Here is a 21,047-nt window from a genome sequence, read left to right as displayed (position 1 = left end):
TTCCAGTGAGAGACCCGAAAGCCCAACCGACGATCAGCGGGCGCCGGCGGGCCCACGGGCCACGCGTCCTCTCGCCTACCCTGACCGGATGGCGCGGGTCGACTACTCTCTATGACATACGTCATGGAAGGTGGGAGTCCGTGTCGGGCGAGGAGCGGCCGCCGCGGGAGCGGATGGTCTACAGCGCCGCGCAGCTGGTGCGGTCGCGCGGGGTGTCGGCGACCGGCGTACGCGACGTGGTGGCGCACGCGAACGCGCCCCGCGGGTCGTTCCAGCACTACTTTCCCGGCGGCAAGGACCAGCTCGTCGGGGAGGCGCTGGCCTGGTCCGCCGACTACGCGGCGCGGTGGGTCACCTCGTACGGGCGGCACGCCGAGAGTCCGTCGCCGTCCGGGCTGTTCGCGCACATGGCGCGGCAGTGGCGGGAGGAACTGACCGCGCGCCGCTACGAGCGCGGCTGCCCGATGATGGCGACCGCCGCGGAGCTGGCCGGCGGCGACTCTCCGGTCAACGAACCGCTGCGCGCCGCCGCCGGCCGCTGGGAGCAGGCCGTGGTGGACGAGCTGGTGCGCATGGGCGTGCCGGCCGAGCGGGCACGAGGCCTGGCCACCCTGATGATCAGTGCGCTGGAGGGCGCGATCATGCTGGCGCGGGTGTGCCGCGACGTCGGCCGGCTCGACACCGTCGTCAGCGAGCTCGCGCCGGTGCTGGACTCCTACGCCGGCTGAGCGGCGGCACCGGAACGGCCACGTCGACCGTCAGGTCACAGCCCGACGCGCTGCTCGCCACGACGTCCGCGCGCGCGTACACGTACGCGATCAGGGACGGCTGCGACCGGCAGAGCTCGAAGCGCATCCGCTCCACCCCGGCGGCGTACGCGTCGGCGAACAGCCGGGCGAGCAGCAGCCCTCCGACGCCCCGGCGCTGCCAGGCGTCCTCGACGAGGACACCCACCTCGTGGACGCACGGGTCGTCGAGGGCAGGACCCGAGCTGGCGAGGCCGACGATGTCGCCGCCCGTGGGTTCGGCGACGAAGGCCCGATGCGGCCCGTCGAGACAGCGCCGCAGGTAGGACGCTGGAATCTCGGCGACGGGACCGTGAAAGCGGCGGTAGCGGGTCTCACGCGAGCAGCGCCCGAACATCGCCGCGAGCGCCGCGGCGTCCCCCGTCCGGACGGCCCGGATCACGGCCATGCGTTCCCCCCTCGGCCCGCGGGCGTGGCGGCGGCGCGCCGGGCCGTACGCTCCTCGATCGCACGGACGACCGCGACCATGTCCGCCCCGCCGTGGCCCATCGCGACGGTCTCCTCGTACAGCGCGTGGCAGACGTCCAGCAGCGGCGAGGCTAGGCCGGACTCACGCGCGGCGCCGGCGACCAGCCGGTTGTTCATCAGGACGTCGGCGGCCGCCGCCTGGGCGGCGAAGTCCTGGTCGAGGAGCTTGTGAGCCTTCCCCCGGGAGACCGGGCTCGCCATCGGCCCCTTGTCGAGCACCTCCACGAACCGCCGCAGGTCCAGCCCGTGCCGCTCGGCGAAGTGGGCCGCCTCGGCCAGGCCGGTGACCATCGTGATCAGGTACAGGTTGACGGCGAGCTTCATGTACAAGGCGCCCGGGACCGCCCCGCAGACGGTCGTCTCGTGGCACATGGGCGCCAGCAACGGGCGTACCGCGCGCACCGCGGCCTCGTCGCCGGCCAGCATGGCCACGAGCCGTCCCTCCTCGGCGGGCGTACGCGACCCGGAGACCGGGGCCTCGACGTAGACGCCGCCGACGGAACGGACGTCGGCCTCAAGCCCGCGCGAGTACGCGGGCGAGGTGGTGCCCATAGGTACGATCGTGCGCCCGGCGACGCGCGCGCCGAAGTCCGGGGTGCCCCGGGCCAGCGCCTGATCGACGGCCTCCTCGCCCGCGAGCATGAGAATGACGGTCCGGGCACGGGCGAACAGCTCGGCGGCACTCGCGGCGACCCGCGCGCCGGCGGCACGGAGCTCCTCACACTTGGCGGCCGTACGGTTCCAGACGACGAGCGGCGTGCCCGCGCGGGCCAGGTTGAGCGCCATGGGCCGCCCCATGAGCCCCAAGCCGGCGAACCCGATGTCCATGCGTCCTCCCGCGAACCCCGTTATGACGCTCGTCATGATAATCATGACACTCGTCATAGTCCATGCCGCGTGACGCAGGTGGACCTGGCGACACCATGCGGCCGGCCGCCCAGCCGCACCCGAGGACGCCTCCTGGAGCCAGGGCGCCGACCAGGTCGCCGCTGGAGGCTTGGTCTCGCCGGAACGAACAGAGGAGACCCACGATGAACGTCGAACTGCGCGAGATCGCCACACTGACCCAGCGGCTGCTGCGTCCCGACCAGGTCGCGCTGGACGAGACCGAACGCGACCACGCCCGCCACCGCGTCGAGGACGCCGCGTACGCCGGTTCGCTGGACGACGAGCGCGCCAAGACCACCCTCGCCCGCGTCGCGAACGCCCGTACCCGCGGCGACCTCCGCCGGGCGATGCGCGTCGTACCGGGAGGAGCCGCACCTTCCGGCCTGGTCAACGCCCTGCGCGGAGTGAGCGCCCTGTGGCTGGCCGGAACGGCGGTGCAGTTCGCCATCTGGACGCTGATCAGTCTGATCGGCTTCCACTGGACCGAACCGTGGTGGCTGTGGACGCTGGTCACCGGCCCGTTCGTGGCCGGCCCGCTGTGGTGGCTCACCGAGACGTACTACCGCCCGGCCCCGGAACCGGCCCGCGCCATCGGCACCTCCCAGGGCTGACGACACCGGGCACACGGCTCACCGGCACCCCCGACGCCGGTGGGCCGCCCTGCTCCGGACACGGCGATCAGCGCGGCGGCGTGTCTCTCACGAGGACCGTACGCGGAACCACAGGTTGGTCACGTGCGGCAGCTCGGTGACGCGGATCTGTTCGAGGTCGACCGGGTCCCCGTCCGGCCGGGCGAACATGCGGACGCCGTCGCCGAGCATCACCGGGGCGACGATCATGAGGATCTCGTCCAGCACTCCGGCCTCCAGGCACTGCCGGGCGACGTCGGCGCCGAGGATGCTGACGTACCTGTCGCCCGCCGCGGCCTTGGCGGCCTTGACGGCGGTGTGCAGGTCACCGACGAACGTCACGCCCGGGATCACCGTTTCGGGCGCGTGGTGGGTGAGGACGAACTGTGGTCCCTCCCAGCCGCCGCCGAACGCCTTGCCCTCCTTGTCGGTCCCCCGGTGCGGGTCGTCGCCGCCGAAGGTGCGGCGGCCGACGAGAAGAGCGCCGATCCGGCCGATCAGCTCGTCGATCTCCGGGTTCGGGCCGAGGTGGCGTGTGAGCCAGGACATGTCCCCACCGGGACCGGCGATGAAGCCGTCGAGGGACATCGTGGCCGAGTACAGCAGCTTTCCCATGAGGTACCTCCATGAAGGCGGTCGGGTACCCCGTTGAGACGGCGGGCCGCGGAGAAACTCATCGGTGCGCGGACGGCAGTTCCAGCGGCAGGCCGAACGCCGGAAACAGGCCGGGATCGTGGAACGCGGTCGCCTCCACGATCAGGTCCCCCTCAATCCGCAGGACGCCGATCGCGGCGGCGCGGTAGACCGGTGATGAAGGCTCGCGCAGATAGGCCGCCGCGGCCGGCTGCCGGTTGGCCGCGGCCGGCAGCATCGCGAACCGCCCCACGTACGCCGGAGAGGCCGGGTTCCAGCCCTCGGCCAGCGCGGCCAGTACGGCGCCGCGCCCCTGGAACCACATCGGGTACGGCGGCATCGTCGTCCGTACGTCCTCGGCCAGCAGACCGGCCATCGCGGTCACGTCGGCGTGTTCGACCGCGTCCATGTACCTCCGCAGCACCGCGCGCTCCCGTGGTGTGGGCTCGGCCGCCGCCCGCCAGTCGAGGCGGCGTTCGGGCAGGTGTTCGCGCATCGTCGCGCGAGCCCGCTGGAGCGCGCTGTTCACGGACGCCACGCTGCCGTCGAGGTGCTCGGCGGTCTGTCTGGCCGGCCAGCCGAGGACATCGCGCAGGATCAGCACGGCCCGCTGCCTCGGCGGCAGCCGCTGGATCGCGGCCAGGAAGGTCAGCTCGATCGTCTCGCGGGCCACCGCCACCGCCTCCGGCTGGGCATCGGCCGGCGCCAGCCGGTCGGGAAACGGCTGCAACCAGGCGATGTCCGTACGCGGCGGGCGGCCGGCTCTCGGGTCGGAGGGCCCCTCGACGTGGTGCGGCAGCGCCCGGCGCGCCCGCCCATCGAGCGCGTCCAGGCAGGCGTTCGTCGCGATGCGGTACAGCCAGGCGCGGAACGTCGAGCGGCCCGCGAAGCCATCGAGGTTCTTCCACGCACGCAGGAAGGTCTCCTGCACCAGGTCCTCGGCCTCCTCCAGTGAGCCCGTCATCCGGTAGCAGTGCACCCGCAGTTCCCGCTGATGGCGCTCGACGAGCGCCGTGAACGCCGACTCGTCGCCCGCACGAGCGGCGGCCACGCCGTCATCCGCCGTACCCATCGGTCCCTCCTCGCCCCGCGACACCGCCTTCACCGCGAGGGCGGAAGGCGCGACCGTATCGTCACCGGATCCCTGACGGTAGCCGTGAGCATCGACATACGAGCCGAGGTTCACGCTCTGGCCCGGCGCCCCCTCAGCGTCGGCGGGGGCGGCGGCGGTGGCTCGTGTCGCACAGCGGAAAGCGCCGGCTCCGGCCACAGGCACAGATCGCGACCATGAAGCGGTCGGAGACGACCGTCGTCCCGTCGGCGAGCACGATCTCGACCGGTCCCTCGACCAGGATGGGCCCGGCCGGCACGACGACCACGCGCCTGCGGACCGCGCCGCGGTGCCCACACGGCGTCGCGTCGGGCTGTTCGTATGACGCCGCGCCGGGGTCCGAGGGCGGCTCATCGTTGCCGTTCTGCACGGATCACCGCCAGTTCCTCATAGCGCTGTTCGGGGCAGATCAGCCCGCGTTCCTCCAGGTCGCGGGCCCGGGCCATCATCACCGGGCCGAACGGCTGGCGGCGGCGCGGCCCGACCGTCACGCGCAGGCCGGCCGTACGGAGGAGGTCCACGGTGCTGTCGATCCCGCTCAGCGCCGACTGGACGATCAGCAGCGTGCCGCCCGGGGCCAGCAGCGCGGGGGCCGTCGCGCAGAGACGGTCCAGGACGACCCGCCCGCCGGCACCCCCGTCCCAGGCGTGTCTGGGCCCGCGCGGCCGGGCGGGGTCGGTGGCCGTGGAGCAGACGTACGGCGGGTTGGCGAGGATGAGGTCGAACACCTCATCGCGGACGGCGTCCACCAGATCGCTCTGGACCACCCGTACGGGAAGCCTCCGGAGCCACGCGTTGACCCGTGCGCAGAACACGGCCTGGGCGCACACGTCCACGGCGATCACCTGGCCGGCACCGCTGCGCGCGGCGGTGAGCGCCAGGGCTCCGGTACCGGTGCCGACATCCAGCACCCTGGCTCCGAGCCGTACGGTGCGCAGGGCCTCGGCCAGAAGCCAGGTGTCACCCTGCGGTCGATAGACGCCCGGCGGCCTGAAAAGCCACACGAACAGCACATACCGCATTTACGGTGCACAAATACGCAGGCGGCGGTTCAAGAAGCCGTGGGGACCGCTTGGGTTCGCGATGAACCGCGACCGCGCGGCCCGCCGATCGGAACAGGATCAGGCGAGGACGGGGGCGCGGAGCGACGACTCGCCTGCGCGCCAGGCGCCGAGCAGCCGGCCGCTCAGCCGGTCCTCCAGCATCGCGGTCGCCTGCGCGCCGAGTACGACGTCCTCGGCCAGGTACGGTTCGGCCGCGAGGAGGTCTCCGACGACGTCGCGGCGCAGGACCTGCTCGTGTACGGCGTCGGCCTCGACGTGCTCGGTGAAGAACACACCGGCACGTGGCCCGGCGCCCAGGCGTTCGAGGGCGTCGGCCAACCGCTGGGCGCTGGGCGGGGTGCTGATCTCGGCGGCCGCGAAGTGGCCGACCATCGCTCCGCGCAGAGCCCGGTGCAGGCCGAACAGCGACATCATGTTCACGGTCGCCAGCGTCACGGCGGGAACCATGTCGAGATAGCGCCCGTACGCGGGGTCGAGCCCGGTCTCCCGCATCAGCTCCGCGAACAGCCGCGCGTGCATCCGATCCCCGCGCCCGCCCCCGAACTCGTCGTACTCGACGGCGACGAGCGAGGCCTTCGCCTGCCCGCGCAGCCGCGGTATCACCCAGGCGTGCGGGTCGGCCTCCTTGAGGTGGTAGATCGAGCGGTGCACCAGGTACTCGCGCAACTGCCACCACTCGCCGTGATCCCGCAGGTGGGCACTCACCCCCGCCGGCTCGGTGGCCTCGGCGGTCACCCGGCGCAGCGCGGCATCCACGTCGTCGCCCCCCGGGACCTCCCTACGGATCGCGGCGAGGAAGACCCGCTCCATCCCGGCCCGCAGCCGCAGCAGCCCCGGCTCCCACTCCCACTCAGGATCGACCCGGTCGAAACCGCGATAGTGCAGCTCGTAACAGGTGTAGAGCGCGAGCTGCAGATCCTCACCGAAGGGATCCGCTCCGAAGAGGGCCGCATCCAACCTGACCACGGAGGCCGGCGTGCCGTCCCGCAGCGCGGAGACGACCGCCGCCGACAGCGGCCCACGCGCCTCCGGCAACAGCGGAGCGATGACGATATTCGACGTCACGATGTCCCTCCCTCCCTGACAGCATCAGGGGCGGCCCGTTTGTTGGACGAGCATGTCGACGACGCTTCGCAGGCCGTGGACGGCGGCGATGCGCTGGCGGGCCGCGCCGGTGCCGCCGTAGCCGATCTTGCGGATCAGGGCGCGGACGGCCCGCAGGTCGCCGGTCTCCTCCAGGGCGGGGCGGATCCGGCGCAGGAGTTCTTCCAGCAGGTCCCGGGCGGTCGTCCGGCGCTCCTCGATCGGGTGGATGCCCTGGCCGGTCAGGCCGTAACGGGCCGCCGACCACAGCGCGACCGTGCACAACTGCTCGCCGACCGGCGGCGCCTCCCTGCCCCCGGCGAGCTCACCGAGGGCGGTCACCACGAGTGCCCGTACGAGGGCCGCCTGCAGCACCGCCTCGTCGACCGTCGCCGCCGCGTCGCTCGCCCGTACCTCGATCGTGGGCAGCCTCGGCGAGGGTCTGGCCAGCCAGAACGTCGTCGCCCGGTCCGCGAGGACGCCGAGTTCGACCATGCGGTCGAGGAACTCGTCGTACGCGGCGGCGGAGGCGAACCTCGGCGGAACGCCGCCGCCCGGAAACCGCGCCTGCGCCTGGATCCGCCAGCTCCCGTACCCCGAGTCGCGCCCATGGTCGAACGGCGAGTTGACCGACAGCGCGACCAGCGTCGGCAGCCAGGGCCGCAGATGGTTCAGCACGCCGACGGCCAGCTCGCGGTCCGGGACGCCGACGTGCACATGGCACCCGCAGGCCTCGTGGCCGACGACCGTGCCCGCCAGGATGTCGGCGATCCGCGCGTAGTGCGCGCCGGGCATGAACGGCGCCGCGCGGCCGGGCAGGACCGGGTTGCCCGTCGAGACCAGCCGCACTCCCTCGGCCCGCGCCGCGCTCGACAGGCAGGTACGGGCGGCCCCGAGCTGTCGGCGGAGGGTCTCCAGGTCATCGCACACGCCGGTCGCGGCCTCGACCTGGGTGGCGACCAGTTCCGCCTGGAACGCCACCTCCGGCAGCGACGCCTTCGCCGCCCGGGCGAGCACCGCCGCCGCGTGCGGCGAGGTACGGCGGGTGACGGGGTCGACCAGGAGGAACTCCTCCTCGACCCCCATCGTCCGACCGTTCCTGCCCACCAGACCGCACCTTCCCGGCTCCGAACGGAAGAGGTTCCATCCACGGAAGGAGTCCCCGCCCGTACGGCGCCGATGGCCACCTGCACTCCCGCCAGGAGGCACCGTCGCGTCCCCGTGACACCCGCCCGGCCGCCCGGGAGTCGCCCCATGCCGGCGACCCCCGGGACGCTCGTGAACCTGATGATCGTGTCCGCCGTACCGGACTGCGCCGAAGGTCTTCTTCCTGGGGAAATGCCCAGCAGTGGCCGACGTCATACCGGTACGGCCCGAGCCCCGCCGGACCAGGTCCAGCCATCACACCGGTACGGCCCCAGTCCTCCCGGACCAGATCCAGCCGTCACACCGGTACGGCCAGGCCCCCCGCACCAGGTCCAGCCGTCATACGGGTACGGCCAGCCCCCCGAAACCAGGTCAGCTGACCGGCATCTTCTCGCGGGCGCGGCTCTTCATCCTCTCCACCCGCTCCGACGGCATGGTCTCGCCGAGCTCCTCCTCCATCCGCATCGCGTTGCCGAGCGCGAAGAAGGTCGGGGCCCACTGGCCGACGAAGATGCCCCACCGGTCCGCGCGGGCGAGGCCGCGGGACTCGATGTTGCGGGACATCACCCAGGACGCCACCGACATGCCGATGGACGCGAACCCGGCGGTGTAGAGCATCGAGGACGAGATACCCGCTCTGCGGAGCATGCTGATCATGACGATTCCCCCCTGAACTGTGCAATTGCCTGCCGTAGCAGTACCCAGCCCGCCCCCGCGCCACCCCCGCCCGCGACCGCCGCCGGCCACGGCGAACGCGATCAGCCCGCCAGCGCCTGGCTGATCAGAAAGCCGTTGAGCGCGGTGATCAGGGCGGTGACGACCGCGCCGGCGACGACCGTACGCTGGCCGTTGACCAGGTCGCCCATCAGCGTCCGCCGGCTCGTCAGGGCGATCAGCGGCACCAGCGCGAACGGGATGCCGAACGACAGCGCCACCTGGCTCAGGATCAGTGCCCGGGTGGGGTCCACACCGGCGGCCAGGAGCGCGAAGGCCGGGGCCATCGTCAACAGCCGGCGGGCGAGGACCGGGATCCGCCGGCGCAGGAAGCCCTCCATGATGACCTGCCCCGCGTACGTTCCGACGCTGGAGGAGGCCAGTCCCGAGGCGAGCAGGGCGACGGCGAAGGCCACCGCCGCGCCGGGTCCCAGGACGTCCCCGAGGCCGTCGTGGATGGCCCGCAGGCCGCCGGGGTCGTGGCCGTGGAACGCGGCGGCGCCCACGGTCAGCATCGTGATGTTGACCAGCCCGGCGACGCCGAGGGCGACGACGATGTCCACGCGGCTCGACCGCAGCGCCGTACGGCCGGAGTCGCGGCGGGTCAGCGCCGAGTGCAGGTAGATCACGTGGGGCATCACGGTGGCACCGACGATGCCCGTCGCGAGCAGCAGGCTGTCCGGGCCGGCGAGGCGCGGGACGAGCCCGCCCGCGGCCCCGGCGAACGACCCCGCCCGCAGCGCCTGGTACAGGAACCCGGCCAGGACGATCGCCAGCATCCCCCCGATCACCACCTCGAACCCGTGGCGTCCCCGGGGCGCCAGCGTCAGCAGCGCGCACGAGACGACCGCGGTGATCGCCGCAGCGGGCAGCAGGGCGACGCCGAACAGCAGGTTGAGCGCGATCGCCCCGCCGACGAACTCGGCCAGGTCGGTGGCGGCGGCCACCAGCTCGGCCTGGACCCACAGCATCCAGGTCAGCGGGCGCGGCAGGTGGTCGCGGCACAGCTCGGGCAGGGTACGCCCGGTGGCGATGCCGAGCTTGGCGGACAGCGCCTGGACGAACATCGCCAGGACGTTGGCGACGGCGATGACCCACAGCAGCAGGTACCCGTAGCGGGCGCCGCCGGACATGTTGGTCGCGAAGTTCCCCGGGTCGACGTACGCCACGGAGACGACGAACGCCGGTCCGCACATGCCGGCGATACGACGGATCCGCCGGGTCCTGGGGACGCCCGGCGCGGCCACCGGGCGGGGCGCGACCGGTGGCGAGGCCTGCTGGTACTGAGCCGGATCGAGCACGAAGGTCACCTGTTCTCCTCATGGCCGCGGAACCTCGGCCGGGGCGTCCGGGAGGGACCCGGTGCCGGAGACCACGACGACCTCCGGCACCTGCTCGGATCTCAGGTGAGCTTGTCCTTGATCTTGCCCAGGGGGCCGGTCTCGGTGCCGAGGGCGGGGCCCTTGGGTTCGCCCATGCTGCCGTCGTAGGTGGCGTACAGCTTGGGGTCGGGCGGGGGCGCGGAGGCGAGGTCGCCGAGCGCCTCGGGGTCCATCAGGTAGGTGAACTCGTGTTCGCCGTCGGGCTGCGGGCCCGTCGCCCAGCCGCCCTCGGCGGCGGCGGCGCCGTCGGACAGGTGCCAGATCGTCTGGGCGTGTTCGGCGTACTCCTCGTCCAGGAGGGCGTTGGGCGCGACGGTGGTGGGTTCCAGGCCGTCGGCCTGGAGCTCCTCGATCGCCTTGAGCCACATGTTCTGGTGGAGGGTGTCGCGGGCGAGGTTGAACTTCAGCATGTGCTTGACGCCCGGGTCGTCGGTCATGTTGTACAGCCGGGCCGTCTGGAGACGGCCCTGGGCCTCGGCGGCGGCGTTGGCGCGAAAGTCGGCGAGCAGGTTCCCGCTGGCGACGATGAACTTGCCGTTCCAGGGGTAGCCGTTGCTGTCGACCGGCATGGCCCCGCCGCCGGCGACGATCGCCTGCTGGGGATCCATGCCGCCGATGACGGCACCGATGACGGGGTCGGCCATCGCCGCCTTGGTCGTGGCGGTGGCGGGAGCGCCCTCCAGGAGACGGGCGACCATGACCGCGAGCATCTCCACGTGACCGATCTCCTCGGTCGCCACATCCATGATCAGGTCTTTGTACTTGCCGGGCATCCGGCAGTTCCAGCCCTGGAACAGGTACTGCATCGTCACGGTCATCTCGCCGTACGCCCCGCCGATCAGCTCCTGAAGCTTGTGCGCGAACACAGGGTCGGGCTTTTCGGGCTTGGCGTCGAACTGCAGGTGGTCGGTGTGCCGGAACAAGGTCACTCCTCACGATCGGTTGGGCTGGCGGAGCGATGCCGGCCCGTGCCGCGAGGACACGGACGGCCGAATCCTTCAGACGTGGAGGACGCTATGCAGCACTCGTCTCCGGTCCGTCACCCTCGCGTCGCCGCCCCGCGAACGCCCCGGCAGCGGCGAGACCCGGGCACCGGTGACCGGCCGCCGGAGGTGGTGACGGGTCCGTGACGCGCGGGCCGGGGACCACGCTCCGTAACCACGGCCTTACCGGTGCACAGACGGCCATTTGCCTCATAGCGGGTAGGCGACGTCTCAAGTGCGTATTTCGACTTCCGCCACCCGGAGGACGCGATGGCCGCCATGCCGCAGGCAGAGCACGTCACCGCCGGCTACACGGTGCGTCTTCTCGGTGGGTTCGAGCTCCGGCAGGGCGACCGGACCATCGCCGCCAGCCCGTCCGCGCAGCGGCTGCTCGCCTACGTCGCCACCCGGCGTGCACTGGTCAACCGGGGGACCGCCGCACGGGCCCTGTGGCCGGACTATCCCGACCCGCGCCCCGCGGCGAATCTGCGGTCGACCCTGTGGCGGCTGCGGCGGGAGCACGGCGGCGGGCCGGTCCTGTCGACCGTACGGGGGCTGGAGCTGCGGCGGGACACCGTCGTCGACGTCCACACGGTCCACGCGAAGGCCGCCGCCCTGTCGTCCGCCCCGGACGCGGCGTGGGACCTGGACCTGGCGGTGCTGCGGCAGGACGTGCTGCCCGACTGGGCCGAGGAGTGGCTGCTGCCGACGCGCGAGTGGTTCCGGCAGGTCCGGCTGCACGCGCTGGAGACGCTGTGCACGCGGCACTGCCGGTACGGCCGGTTCGACGCGGCACTGGAGGCCGGTCTGGCGGCCATCGACTGCGAGCCGCTGCGAGAGAGCGCGCACCGCGCGATCGTCCGGGTGCACCTCGCCGAGGGCAACCCGGCCGAGGCGCTGCGCCAGTACGAGGTGTACCGACGGCTGGCCGGAAGCGAGCTGGGCCTGCGCCCGTCACAGCAGTTCCGGGCGCTCATCGCCCACCTGCTCGGCCGCCCGATGGACGCCCGCGCGACCTGAGCGACCGGGCGCGCCTCCGCACGGCCCACGGACCGGGCGAAGGCCCGTCCGCCCCTCCCGTCAGGGCGTCAGCAGGACCTTGACGGCGCCGTCCTTCTTCTTCTGGAAGATCTCATAGCCGTACGGCGCCTCGTCGAGCGGCAGGCGGTGCGTCGCCAGGTCCTCGACGCCGAGGGGGTCGGCGTCGCCGGTGACGAGTGGCAGCAGGTCGTCGATCCAGCGCTTGACGTGCGCCTGGCCCATCCGCAGCTGGATGCCCTTGTCGAACATCTGCAGCATGGGCAGCGGGTCGGCCATGCCGCCGTACACGCCGCTGATCGACAGTGTCCCGCCCCGCCGTACCGTCTCGATGGCCTCGTACAGCGCGGCGAGCCGGTCGACGCCCGCCTTCTTCATGAGTGCTCCGGCCGCGGCGTCGGGCAGCAGGCCCGTGAGGCTCTGGGCGATCTTCGCGCCCGGCGAACCGTGTGCCTCCATGCCGACGGCGTCGATCACCGAGTCGGTGCCGCGCCCGTCGGTCAGGTCGCGCACGGCGGCCGGCACGTCGTCGCTCCGGGCGTCCAGCACCTCGATGTCGTGGCGGCGGGCCATCTCCAGCCGCTCCGGCACACCGTCCACCGCGACCACGCGGTGTCCCAGGTGGCGGGCGATGCGGGCGGACATCTGCCCGATCGGCCCCAGCCCGAACACGGTCACGCTGCCGCCCTCGGGGATGTCCGCGAACGCGACCGCCTGCCAGGCCGTCGGCAGCACGTCGGACAGGTAAACGAACCGCTCGTCGGGCGGCCCCTCGGGCACCTTGACCGGCCCGAAGTGTGCCTGCGGCACCCGGAGGAACTCCGCCTGCCCGCCGGGCACCTGCCCGTACAGCTTGGTGTAGCCGAACAGGCTCGCTCCCGTGCCCTGCTCGCGGACCTGCGTCGTCTCGCACTGCGCGTACAGCTTCCGGTCGCACATGAAACAGCGGCCGCACGCGATGTTGAACGGGATCACCACCCGGTCGCCCGGCCCGATATGGGTGACCTCCGCGCCCACCTCCTCGACCACGCCCATCGGTTCGTGCCCGAGGATGTCGCCCTCGTCGATGAACGGCCCGAGCACCTCGTACAGATGCAGGTCGGAACCGCAGATCGCGGTCGTCGTCACCCGGATGATCGCGTCCGTCGGTGCCTCGATCGCCGGGTCGGGCACCTCGTCCACGCGTACGTCGCGCCGCCCGTGCCAGGTCAGTGCCTTCATCGTCGTTCCTCTCCCTTCCCGACGTCGTGCTCCTGACGGCTGGGCGCTACCCCGGCATCCGGCGAACCAACAGTTCCGGGCAGGGCGGCGTCAAGGGCACGCCAAGGCGAGGCCGATCCGGAGCCGCCCGGTGTTGGCTGGTACCCGGGACACGCCGGGCCGCACTGGGGGGGAGCATGCCGGGCCAGCACAGACTCGACCTGAGCATCACGCAACTCGTCGCCGGCGGCGCCGCCACGATCACCGCGACGGTGGCGGCGTCGTACTTCGGAGTCGGCGGCACTCTCATCGGGGCCGGGGCGGTCAGCGTGCTGTCCACCCTGGGCGCCACCGTCTACCAGCACTTCCTGGACCGCGGCAAGGCGCGGATCGCGGCGAAGATCCCGGTACGCGTCGGCGGCCCCGGCGCGGACGACGGACCGCCGCCTGGAGCAGCGGCACCGGCACGGCCGTGGCCGAAGTGGTACATCGTGCTCGGCGCGGCGGCGGGGGTCTTTCTCGCCGTGATGGGGCTCGTCACGGCGTTCGAGCTGTTCACGGGTAGACCGCTGTCCAACACCGTACGCGGCAGGGCCGGTCAGGGCACGTCCGTCGACCCGGTCGTGGCGCCCGTACGTCCCACGCCGACGCCACCGGCCTCCCACCAAGCCACTCCGGAGGCCACCGCGACGTCCTCGGTGGCCCCGATGCCGGCGATGACGGCCCGTCCCACGCCGACGCCCTCCCCGACCGGCGCGCTCCGGCCGGTGCCCGGGGAGCGCTCCCCCGAGGCCAGCGCCGGTCCACCGGACGTCCACTCGGCGGCGCCACCGGAGACGCCCGATGACGGCGGCTCATCGCAGACGCCCTGACCCGGCCGAGCGCGGGCCGTGAATGGCCGATGAGCGCGATAACTGATTTTGACAGAAAGAGTCAGGAGGCCCGCCACGGGTGTGACGGGCCTCCTTGCCGTGTACCGCTCCGTTATGCACTCACGCGTGGGCTACCAGCGATACCACCGGCCGCGCGAGCCCGACGACCCGGCGCTGCGGAAGACGAACCCGAGCAGCCAGAGGATGAGGACGATGATGGCGATCCACCAGAGCGCCTTGAGGGCGAAGCCCGCCCCGAACAGGATCAGGGCCAGCAGGAGTACCAGAATCAAAGGAACCATTTCTCATTACCTCCCGGCCAACCCGTTACCCGCGCTCGAAGGGTTCATGCAACGCACTTGAATCATTTCCGCCCGTTTCCGCCCCGACCTGAACCGATCACGACGGAAACGTTTGTGTTCGGCATCCGGGGTAGCGGGGCGAGGATGAGAAGACAGGAGGAAGGGCGTCACGGTGTCATGGACGACGACCTCAGCTACAGCATGGAGGCCCGGGTGCGGGTCGCGTTGTCGGCCAGCGCGGCCGAGGTCAGCACCCTCGCGACCTCACTCGTACCCACCCACGACGAATACGGCTGCCCACGCGGTGAGCTGGCCGAACTCTCCGGGCGGCTGGTCGCCGGCGCCACGGAGGCGCTGATGTACGCCGTCGCGTGCGAACGCCGGCGCGGCACGAGCTGGGAGCGGATCGCCGAGGTCCTGGACGAGGACGTCGGGGCGGTCCGGCGGCGGTTCGAGGAGCCGGTGGCACGGCTCGACCACACCCTGGTGGAGGCCTGGCTCGACCCCGGTCGCGCGGGACACCTGCCCGAGGGCGCCGACGACCCGGTCGGGCGGGCGGAACGCCTGGACCGGTGGCTGACCGGGGACTCCCGGCTCGACGACGCGTTCCGGCACCATCCCGACTCGGAGATCCGCGAACACCCGGTCAGCGCCGGGCTCGCAGTCATGTCCCTGAGTGAGCACTACGAACTCCTCGCCTCCGCGGCCCGTGTGATCGACGAGGAAGGCCACGACCGCGAGGCGACGATCAGCCTGCACCGGCGGCGGATCGCCCTGCTCGAATGGCTGCTGGCCGAGGAGCTCCTCGACCCCGAGATCGCCGAGGACGTCGACGAGGGTGCCCTGCGCACCCTCCTGACGGCGGCCCGGCGCCGCCTGGCCCGGCTGTAGCGGCCCTCCCGAGGTCCGTACGGCGGGCACTCATGACCAGGGCGATCCGGGGTAGCGGTCCTGTATGAGGATCGTCATTCTGGGCGCCACGGGCAACGTCGGTTCGAGCACGGCACAGGCCCTGGCGGCCGATCCGGCCGTCACGTCCCTGGCGTGTCTCGCCCGGCGCACCCCGGACCTCGAGCTGCCGAAGGCCGAGTGGACGGCCGCGGACGTCACCACGACCGACCTGGTCCCGCTCTTCCGCGGCGCCGACGCCGTCGTCCACCTCGCCTGGGCCTTCCAGCCCACCCACGACCCGGCGGCGACCTGGCGTACCAACGTCCTGGGCAGCCGGCGGGTCTTCGACGCGGTGGCCGCGGCGGGCGTGCGCTCGCTGGTGTGCGCGTCCTCGGTCGGCGCGTACTCCCCCGGGCCCAAGGACCGGGCCGTCGACGAGTCGTGGCCGACCGACGGCTGGCCGGGCGCCTCCTACACACGGGAAAAGGCGTACGTGGAGCGGATCCTGGACACCTTCGAGGCCGAGCATCCGGGCATCCGCGTCGTACGGCTCCGCCCCGGGTTCATCTTCAAGCGGGAGGCGGCGCAGGAGCAGCGCCGGATCTTCGCCGGGCCGCTGCTGCCCAACGTCGACGCCCGCGCCCTGCCGGTCGTCCCGGACGTTCCGGGCCTGCGGTTCCAGGTGGTGACCACCGCGGACGTCGCCGAGGCCTACCGGCTGGCCGCGCTCGGCGACGCTCACGGCGCGTTCAACGTCGCGGCCGATCCGGTGATCGGCACTCCCGAGCTCGCCGAGCTGCTGGACGCACGGCCGGTACGCGTCCCCGCCCGCCTCGTACGCGCCGCGATCGCGGCCGGCTGGTGGCTCAACCTGCTCCCGGCCTCACCGGGCCTGTTCGACGCCCTGCTCCGCCTGCCGATCATGGACTGCTCCCGCGCGCGTGACGAACTCGGCTGGACGCCGCGCGGCAGCGCGATCGACGCGCTGGAGGAGTTCGTCACCGGGCTCCGCGAGGGCGCCGGCACGGTCACGCCGCCGCTGGCCGCCCGATCCGGCAGCCGGGTCCGCGAACTCCTCACGAGCCGCCGCCCGCTGTCCTAGACGGTCAGGGGCTTCAGGGACGCATCCGGAACGACGGTTCCGGCGCCGCTACGCACGGCCTCGACGATGCGTTCGGCGACGTCGTCGCCGCAGACGCGCTCGGGGACGGCCGCCGCGGCAACCGTCCCCGAGCTGACCGGCGCGCTGGTGGTCTCAACGCACCGGCTGGTTCTCGCCGCTACCCGCCCCCGGCTCGTCGATTCATCTCTCATGAATCCTTGAGCAACTCGGTTTGGAGCTGGGCGAGCGTGCGGGAGATGAGCCGCGACACGTGCATCTGGGACAGGCCCATCAGGTCGGCGATCTCGGTCTGCGTCTTGTTGCCGTAGAACCGGTACAAGATGATCATGCGCTCACGCTCGGGCAGCTTGTCGAGCAGCGGGCGTACCGCGATGTGGTCGACGGCGTCCTCGATCGCCGGGTCCTGCGCGCCGATCAGCTCGCCGAAGGAGTCTGCGTCCTCCTCGTCGCCCACCGGCGTGTCGAGTGACATCGGCCGGTAGGCGTCGAAGGCGCCGATCACCTCGACGGCCTCCTCCTCGCTGATGTCGAGGACCTCGGCGATCTCCGGCACCGTCGGCGCGCGGTTGTGGTCGCGGAAGAAGTCACGGCGGGCCTCACGCATCGCCAGCCGCAGCTCCTGCAACCGGCGGGGCATGCGCAACAGCCACGTACGGTCGCGAAAGTGCCGTTTGACCTCACCGGTCATCGTCGGGCCCGCGTAGGCGAGGAACCGCTCCCCGCGCTCGGCGTCGTACCGGTTGATGGCCTTGACCAGGCCGAGCATCGCGGCCTGTTGCACGTCCTCGATGGGCTCGTCGTACTGGGCGTAACGCCGGGCGATGCCGCGGACGATCGGCATGTGCATGCGGACCAGTTCCGCGCGGATGTCCTCGCGCCGTGGATCATCATCCGGCAGGCTGCCGAGCTCGCCCAGCAGAGCCTCGGCGTGGCCGTCGTCGTAGTCGATCTGGGTCGTCATGCGATCTCCCAGGAAGAGTTGCGGGACTAGCGGTGCGCGCTGTCGTGTCAGACGGGCCGCTAGGTCTCTTCGCCGGGTCGCCGGGCCGAGACTACGATCACCGGTCGCATGCGCATCCGTCACCTCACGTTCGTCGGGGCACGTGAGGGCCACGCTGCTGGACCCTTCGTCCGGCACCGGGCCGGATCGGTACTCCACCGCCTACCCGGTCCGGCGTCGGTCAACCCGACTAATTCATGCCCGTTCCACGAACTCGCTGCCGGGCGGGTCCGTCTCGAAGCCGGAGACGGCGGGGCTGCGCGGAGAGGCCTCAGTCGACCTCGGCGCTGCCGCTCACGCGGAGTTTGCGGCGCGCGCGTTCGTAGAAGGTCGTGCCGCCCAGGCGTACGACCTGGGCCGCCGCGGGCAGGGCGGTCACGGCCAGCCGGTCGCCGGCCGACATCTGGGCGACGACCGCGCCGTCCACCTCCACCGCGAGATCGCCCGAGGCCGGCAGTAGGTCCAGCGCCACCGCCTCGTCGGCCGAGAGCATGATCGCCCGGTTGAACGCCGAGTGTGCCGCCGCCGGGATCACCAGAAAGCCCTCCACCGTCGGAGAGACGATCGGACCGCCGGCGGAGAAGCTGTAGGCGGTCGAACCGGTGGAGGTGGCCACGATGACCGCGTCCGCGGCGTACCGGACGAAGGGGTGGCCGTTCACCGACACCGACAGCGCCGCGAGCCCGTCACCCGGGAACCGCACCAGGGCGATGTCGTTGAACGCGGTCACGACGCGCCCGCCGGGCAGTTCGGCGCATACCGCCATGCGCGGCTCGACCTGGTAGCGGTGCGCGTCGATCGCGGTCAGCGCGCCGGCCAGGCCGTCGACGTCGATCTCCGCGAGGAACCCCAGCTTGCCCAGGTTCACACCGAGCACCGGCGTGGACGGCCCCGCGGCCAGCCGCATGGTGCGCAGCATCGTGCCGTCACCGCCCAGGCTGACGAGCAGGTCGGCCCGCTCGATCATCTCCTCGGGCGGCACCGCGACCGCGCTGCAGTCGATCCGGCCGATCTCCTCGGGCAGCCCGAGAACCGTCCCGCCCCGGGTGGAGGCCCACTTGAGGATCGCATCGATGGCGACCTCCGAGTCGCGCTTCGGGTGCAGCACGAGCCCGAGCGTGTTCACCATGCCCATGCCCGAAACTGTACGAGCCGTCGGGAGGTTCCCGTGCCGCCGCTTCATGCCGGGGGCTTCCGGATGGCGACATAATATGGCCGCACCATCTGGCGACGAGGCGTACGGCGTCCGCCGAGCGGGAGGAACACGTGGCGCGGCTCACCAGAGCGGAGACCCAGGAGCGCAACCGCGCCAAGGTGCTGGCCGCCGCGCGGGAGGAGTTCGCCGAGCGCGGCTACCGCGACGCCAAGGTCGACCGCATCGCCGAACGCGCCGAACTCACCCGCGGCGCGGTCTACTCCAACTTCCCCGGCAAGCGGGCCCTCTACTTCGCCGTGCTGGCCGACGACGCCGAACGCGCGCCCCGGCCGGAGCGGCCGGGCCGTACCCCGTCCGAGGCGCTCGGCGCGTTCGCCCGCGCGTGGCTCGCCCGGCTCCCCCTCTCCGGCGGCGAACCCGGCCGGCTCGGCCTCGAACTCCTCCCCGAAGTGATCACCGATGACCGGACCCGGCAGGCGTTCGCGCAGCTCACGCGCCTCGACGCGCTGCTGCTCGGCCTCGCCCTCGAAGAGCTGGACGGCGGCGCGCTCCGCATGGTCCGGGCCGCGGAGACGGCGCTCACCACCCTGCACGGGGCGAGCCGCCTCGCCGCGGCGGCGCCCGGGTTCGTGGAGCCGTTCACCGTCGTCAGCGCCTGTGAGCGGCTGACCGACCTGGACCTGGGCGACGGCTGGCCGCCACCGCACCTGCCGTACACCCCCGACGCCCGCGCCGTCGACGAGCCGTGGGCCGCGCCGCCCGTGGTGGACGCCGTACGCGGCGAGCCGGCCCGGCTCGACGGCGACGGCGTGGTGGCGATCCTCGGCCTGCACCGGCTCGGCGCCGCCGAGGAGGCCGTACGCGCACTGCCGCCGGGAGAGACGGTCACCGTCGTCCTGGTCAGCGGCGATCCGGGCGAGCTCGCGCCGCTCGCCCGGCTCACCGTCGCCGACGTGTGCGGCTGCCTGCGCCAGGCGTTCCGGTCTCCGCCGGCGCCGCGGGTGGTGCACGACCCGGCGGGCACGGTCGCGGCGGCGGCGGGCGTCCCGGCGGTGAGCGACGTCACCGAGACCGCGATCCGGGTCCGCGCGGGCCGGATCGTCGCCCGTGCCGACGGCCACGGCGCCTGCCACGCCGCCGCCTCGGCCTGACCCGAGATCCCGCCACCCGTTTGACGCCCATCGAACGGGTAGGGCGAGCCTCCTGCGGAACCTGGTCCGGTACGAAGGAGGACGACGTGAGACCCCTGCTCCGGCACGGCCGGCACGCCGCCGGAGCGGGCCTGGCGCCGTCCATCGGGGTGCTCATCGCGTTCCGCGCCCTGCAGGGCACGGGCGGGGCGGTCTTCCCGCGGGGTGGCGGTCCTCGCCGCCTGGACGTGGCGCGAGCTGCGCGTGGACGAACCGCTGCTCGACCCCTCGATCTTCACCCACCGCCCGCTGCTGCTGGCGAACCTCGCGACGGCCACCGCCGGGTTCGTCGCGTTCTCCACGTACTTCGTGGTCCCGCACCTCGCCGAGGGGCCGGAGGGTGTCTCGGCGCACCGGGCCGGATACGGGTTCGGCGCGAACGCGGCCGAGGCCGGGCTGTTCCTCCTGCCGGCCGCGGCGGGCATGGTCGTGACGGGACCGCTGAGCGGTCCGCTCACGCGCCGCAGCGGGCCACGGACCCCGTTCCTCGCCGGGACGACGCTGATGGCGGCCGCGCTGGTGCTCCTGGCCGCCGCGCACGCGTCGCCTGCGCCGGTCTACGTGGCGCTGGGCGTGATGGGCGCCGGCTGGGGCCTGACGATCGGCTCCGCGTCGGTGCTGGTCGCGCGGAGCGTGCCCCGGCAGGCGACGGGCGTGAGCACGGCGTTCAACTCGGTGATGCGGCTGGTCGGCGGCGGGATCGGCGGCCAGGTCGCGGCGGCGATCCTCGCCGCCGTCACGGTCGCGGGGACGAAGGCGGCCTCGTCGTCCGCGATCGATATCGCGCTGTGGACGGCCTGCGGTCTCGCCGTCGTGGGGGCCGCCCTGGCTCTGGCGATCCCCGGCGGACGGAATGAATGATCCGCTTTGTGGGGGTATGGCTGCGTGTGATGGAAGGAGCGGTGATGGGAGAAAAGAGCGATAAGCACGGTCCCCGGCTCGACGACGAGCTGCGGCACGAGACCGAGGGTCTCGTGCGCGGAGGCGGTCCGACACATGCCGAGCGCGACCACGATCCCGAACCGGTGGAGACGGACGCGGGCCGAGATCCGACGGTGGCGGGTTCGTCGCGCACCGTGGGCAGCCCGCCCGGCATGTCCGCCGGTGACGTGGCCGCCCGCAGCGAGTTCGCCAAGGCCCTGGCCGGAGCGCGCTACCCGGCGACACCGGAACAGCTGTCCGCCCACGTGGCGGGCGAGGGCGCGCCGGACACGGCGGTGAGGGCGCTCGGCGAGCTGCCGAAGCGGGAGTACGACGGCCTCCGGGACGTGATGGACACGCTCGGCTACGGCCACGAGACCGAGAGGTTCTGAGCAGGCGTACGGAAACGGGCCCGGCGCCGTGGCGCCGGGCCCGTTTCCGCGTGTG

24 protein-coding genes are annotated in these 21,047 nt (G+C 72.6%); 9 read left to right on the top strand and 15 right to left on the bottom strand.

Annotated features, from left to right (window positions below):
• Window positions 1-140 precede the first annotated feature (140 nt).
• Window positions 141-728 (top strand): TetR/AcrR family transcriptional regulator, encoded by a 588-nt coding sequence (locus ABEA10_RS38045; RefSeq protein WP_345472398.1) that lies wholly within the window; start codon window positions 141-143, stop codon window positions 726-728.
• Here the strand turns inward: ABEA10_RS38045 and ABEA10_RS38040 are convergent.
• Both ABEA10_RS38040 and ABEA10_RS38035 read right to left on the bottom strand, forming a co-directional pair.
• Window positions 688-1,194 (bottom strand): GNAT family N-acetyltransferase, encoded by a 507-nt coding sequence (locus ABEA10_RS38040; RefSeq protein WP_345472396.1) that lies wholly within the window; start codon window positions 1,192-1,194, stop codon window positions 688-690. The genes ABEA10_RS38045 and ABEA10_RS38040 overlap by 41 nt on opposite strands.
• The gene (locus tag ABEA10_RS38035) at window positions 1,185-2,138 is read right to left on the bottom strand and encodes an NAD(P)-dependent oxidoreductase (RefSeq protein WP_345472395.1); all 954 of its coding nucleotides are present in this window, start codon (window positions 2,136-2,138) and stop codon (window positions 1,185-1,187) included. The genes ABEA10_RS38040 and ABEA10_RS38035 overlap by 10 nt, the downstream gene beginning before the upstream one ends.
• A 167-nt stretch (window positions 2,139-2,305) precedes the next feature.
• Between ABEA10_RS38035 and ABEA10_RS38030 the strand changes: the two genes are divergently transcribed.
• Window positions 2,306-2,773 carry a DUF1707 domain-containing protein gene (locus ABEA10_RS38030; RefSeq protein WP_345472393.1) on the top strand — a complete coding sequence of 156 codons (468 nt, stop codon included), beginning with the start codon at window positions 2,306-2,308 and terminating at the stop codon, window positions 2,771-2,773.
• Between the two features lie 87 nt (window positions 2,774-2,860).
• Here the strand turns inward: ABEA10_RS38030 and ABEA10_RS38025 are convergent, their stop codons facing one another.
• The 9 genes from ABEA10_RS38025 to ABEA10_RS37985 form a co-directional block, all read right to left on the bottom strand.
• Window positions 2,861-3,406, bottom strand: a complete 546-nt coding sequence (locus ABEA10_RS38025; RefSeq protein WP_345472391.1) for a dihydrofolate reductase family protein — start codon at window positions 3,404-3,406, stop codon at window positions 2,861-2,863.
• A gap of 58 nt (window positions 3,407-3,464) precedes the next feature.
• The gene (locus ABEA10_RS38020) at window positions 3,465-4,496 is read right to left on the bottom strand and encodes a sigma-70 family RNA polymerase sigma factor (RefSeq protein WP_345472389.1); all 1,032 of its coding nucleotides are present in this window, start codon (window positions 4,494-4,496) and stop codon (window positions 3,465-3,467) included.
• A gap of 133 nt (window positions 4,497-4,629) precedes the next feature.
• Window positions 4,630-4,905, bottom strand: coding sequence for a CDGSH iron-sulfur domain-containing protein (locus ABEA10_RS51405; protein ID WP_425551015.1), 276 nt, complete (start codon window positions 4,903-4,905; stop codon window positions 4,630-4,632).
• The gene (locus ABEA10_RS38010; protein ID WP_345472387.1) at window positions 4,886-5,539 is read right to left on the bottom strand and encodes a HemK2/MTQ2 family protein methyltransferase; all 654 of its coding nucleotides are present in this window, start codon (window positions 5,537-5,539) and stop codon (window positions 4,886-4,888) included. The genes ABEA10_RS51405 and ABEA10_RS38010 overlap by 20 nt, the downstream gene beginning before the upstream one ends.
• A 117-nt stretch (window positions 5,540-5,656) precedes the next feature.
• A complete protein-coding gene (locus ABEA10_RS38005) occupies window positions 5,657-6,664 on the bottom strand; it encodes an iron-containing redox enzyme family protein (protein ID WP_345472385.1) in 1,008 nt (335 codons plus the stop codon).
• 24 nt (window positions 6,665-6,688) lie between these two features.
• Window positions 6,689-7,789, bottom strand: a complete 1,101-nt coding sequence (locus ABEA10_RS38000) for a carboxylate-amine ligase (protein WP_345472383.1) — start codon at window positions 7,787-7,789, stop codon at window positions 6,689-6,691.
• A gap of 411 nt (window positions 7,790-8,200) precedes the next feature.
• Window positions 8,201-8,485, bottom strand: coding sequence for a hypothetical protein (locus tag ABEA10_RS37995; protein WP_345472381.1), 285 nt, complete (start codon window positions 8,483-8,485; stop codon window positions 8,201-8,203).
• A 101-nt stretch (window positions 8,486-8,586) separates the two neighbouring features.
• Entirely contained in the window at window positions 8,587-9,852 is a 1,266-nt protein-coding gene (locus ABEA10_RS37990; RefSeq protein WP_345472379.1) for an Nramp family divalent metal transporter, read from the bottom strand.
• Between the two features lie 92 nt (window positions 9,853-9,944).
• Complete coding sequence (locus ABEA10_RS37985; protein ID WP_345472378.1) at window positions 9,945-10,847, bottom strand: manganese catalase; 903 nt, start codon at window positions 10,845-10,847, stop codon at window positions 9,945-9,947.
• A gap of 339 nt (window positions 10,848-11,186) precedes the next feature.
• Between ABEA10_RS37985 and ABEA10_RS37980 the strand changes: the two genes are divergently transcribed.
• Window positions 11,187-11,927, top strand: coding sequence for an AfsR/SARP family transcriptional regulator (locus tag ABEA10_RS37980; protein WP_345472375.1), 741 nt, complete (start codon window positions 11,187-11,189; stop codon window positions 11,925-11,927).
• 60 nt (window positions 11,928-11,987) lie between these two features.
• Here ABEA10_RS37980 and ABEA10_RS37975 read toward each other — a convergent pair whose 3' ends face one another.
• Window positions 11,988-13,166 carry a zinc-dependent alcohol dehydrogenase gene (locus tag ABEA10_RS37975; protein WP_345472373.1) on the bottom strand — a complete coding sequence of 393 codons (1,179 nt, stop codon included), beginning with the start codon at window positions 13,164-13,166 and terminating at the stop codon, window positions 11,988-11,990.
• Between the two features lie 176 nt (window positions 13,167-13,342).
• On the opposite strand from ABEA10_RS37975, the gene ABEA10_RS37970 reads away from it, so the two are divergent.
• A complete protein-coding gene (locus ABEA10_RS37970; protein WP_345472371.1) occupies window positions 13,343-14,017 on the top strand; it encodes a hypothetical protein in 675 nt (224 codons plus the stop codon).
• Between the two features lie 131 nt (window positions 14,018-14,148).
• Here ABEA10_RS37970 and ABEA10_RS37965 read toward each other — a convergent pair whose 3' ends face one another.
• Entirely contained in the window at window positions 14,149-14,319 is a 171-nt protein-coding gene (locus ABEA10_RS37965) for a DUF5670 family protein (RefSeq protein ID WP_345472369.1), read from the bottom strand.
• Window positions 14,320-14,496: 177 nt separating this feature from the next.
• On the opposite strand from ABEA10_RS37965, the gene ABEA10_RS37960 reads away from it, so the two are divergent.
• Entirely contained in the window at window positions 14,497-15,210 is a 714-nt protein-coding gene (locus ABEA10_RS37960; protein WP_345472367.1) for a hypothetical protein, read from the top strand.
• Window positions 15,211-15,274: 64 nt separating this feature from the next.
• On the top strand, window positions 15,275-16,312 hold the full coding sequence (locus ABEA10_RS37955) for an NAD-dependent epimerase/dehydratase family protein (RefSeq protein WP_345472365.1): 1,038 nt from the start codon (window positions 15,275-15,277) through the stop codon (window positions 16,310-16,312).
• Window positions 16,313-16,520: 208 nt separating this feature from the next.
• Here the strand turns inward: ABEA10_RS37955 and ABEA10_RS37950 are convergent, their stop codons facing one another.
• Complete coding sequence (locus ABEA10_RS37950) at window positions 16,521-17,294, bottom strand: SigB/SigF/SigG family RNA polymerase sigma factor (protein ID WP_345472363.1); 774 nt, start codon at window positions 17,292-17,294, stop codon at window positions 16,521-16,523.
• A gap of 310 nt (window positions 17,295-17,604) precedes the next feature.
• On the bottom strand, window positions 17,605-18,468 hold the full coding sequence (locus ABEA10_RS37945) for an NAD(+)/NADH kinase (protein ID WP_345472361.1): 864 nt from the start codon (window positions 18,466-18,468) through the stop codon (window positions 17,605-17,607).
• A 131-nt stretch (window positions 18,469-18,599) separates the two neighbouring features.
• On the opposite strand from ABEA10_RS37945, the gene ABEA10_RS37940 reads away from it, so the two are divergent.
• The 3 genes from ABEA10_RS37940 (at window position 18,600) to ABEA10_RS37930 (ending at window position 20,992) form a co-directional block, all read left to right on the top strand.
• On the top strand, window positions 18,600-19,640 hold the full coding sequence (locus ABEA10_RS37940) for a TetR/AcrR family transcriptional regulator (RefSeq protein WP_345472359.1): 1,041 nt from the start codon (window positions 18,600-18,602) through the stop codon (window positions 19,638-19,640).
• 204 nt (window positions 19,641-19,844) lie between these two features.
• Window positions 19,845-20,540: an MFS transporter gene (locus tag ABEA10_RS37935; protein ID WP_345472357.1), complete on the top strand. Its 696-nt coding sequence runs from the start codon at window positions 19,845-19,847 to the stop codon at window positions 20,538-20,540.
• 44 nt (window positions 20,541-20,584) lie between these two features.
• The gene (locus tag ABEA10_RS37930) at window positions 20,585-20,992 is read left to right on the top strand and encodes a DUF2795 domain-containing protein (protein ID WP_345472355.1); all 408 of its coding nucleotides are present in this window, start codon (window positions 20,585-20,587) and stop codon (window positions 20,990-20,992) included.
• Window positions 20,993-21,047 lie beyond the last annotated feature (55 nt).

It is taken from the genome of Actinoallomurus oryzae (assembly GCF_039541955.1).
Lineage (GTDB): Bacteria > Actinomycetota > Actinomycetes > Streptosporangiales > Streptosporangiaceae > Actinoallomurus > Actinoallomurus oryzae.
The sequence above is the reverse complement of the archived record's forward strand: the minus strand, read 5'-3'. Positions and strand labels throughout refer to the sequence as shown.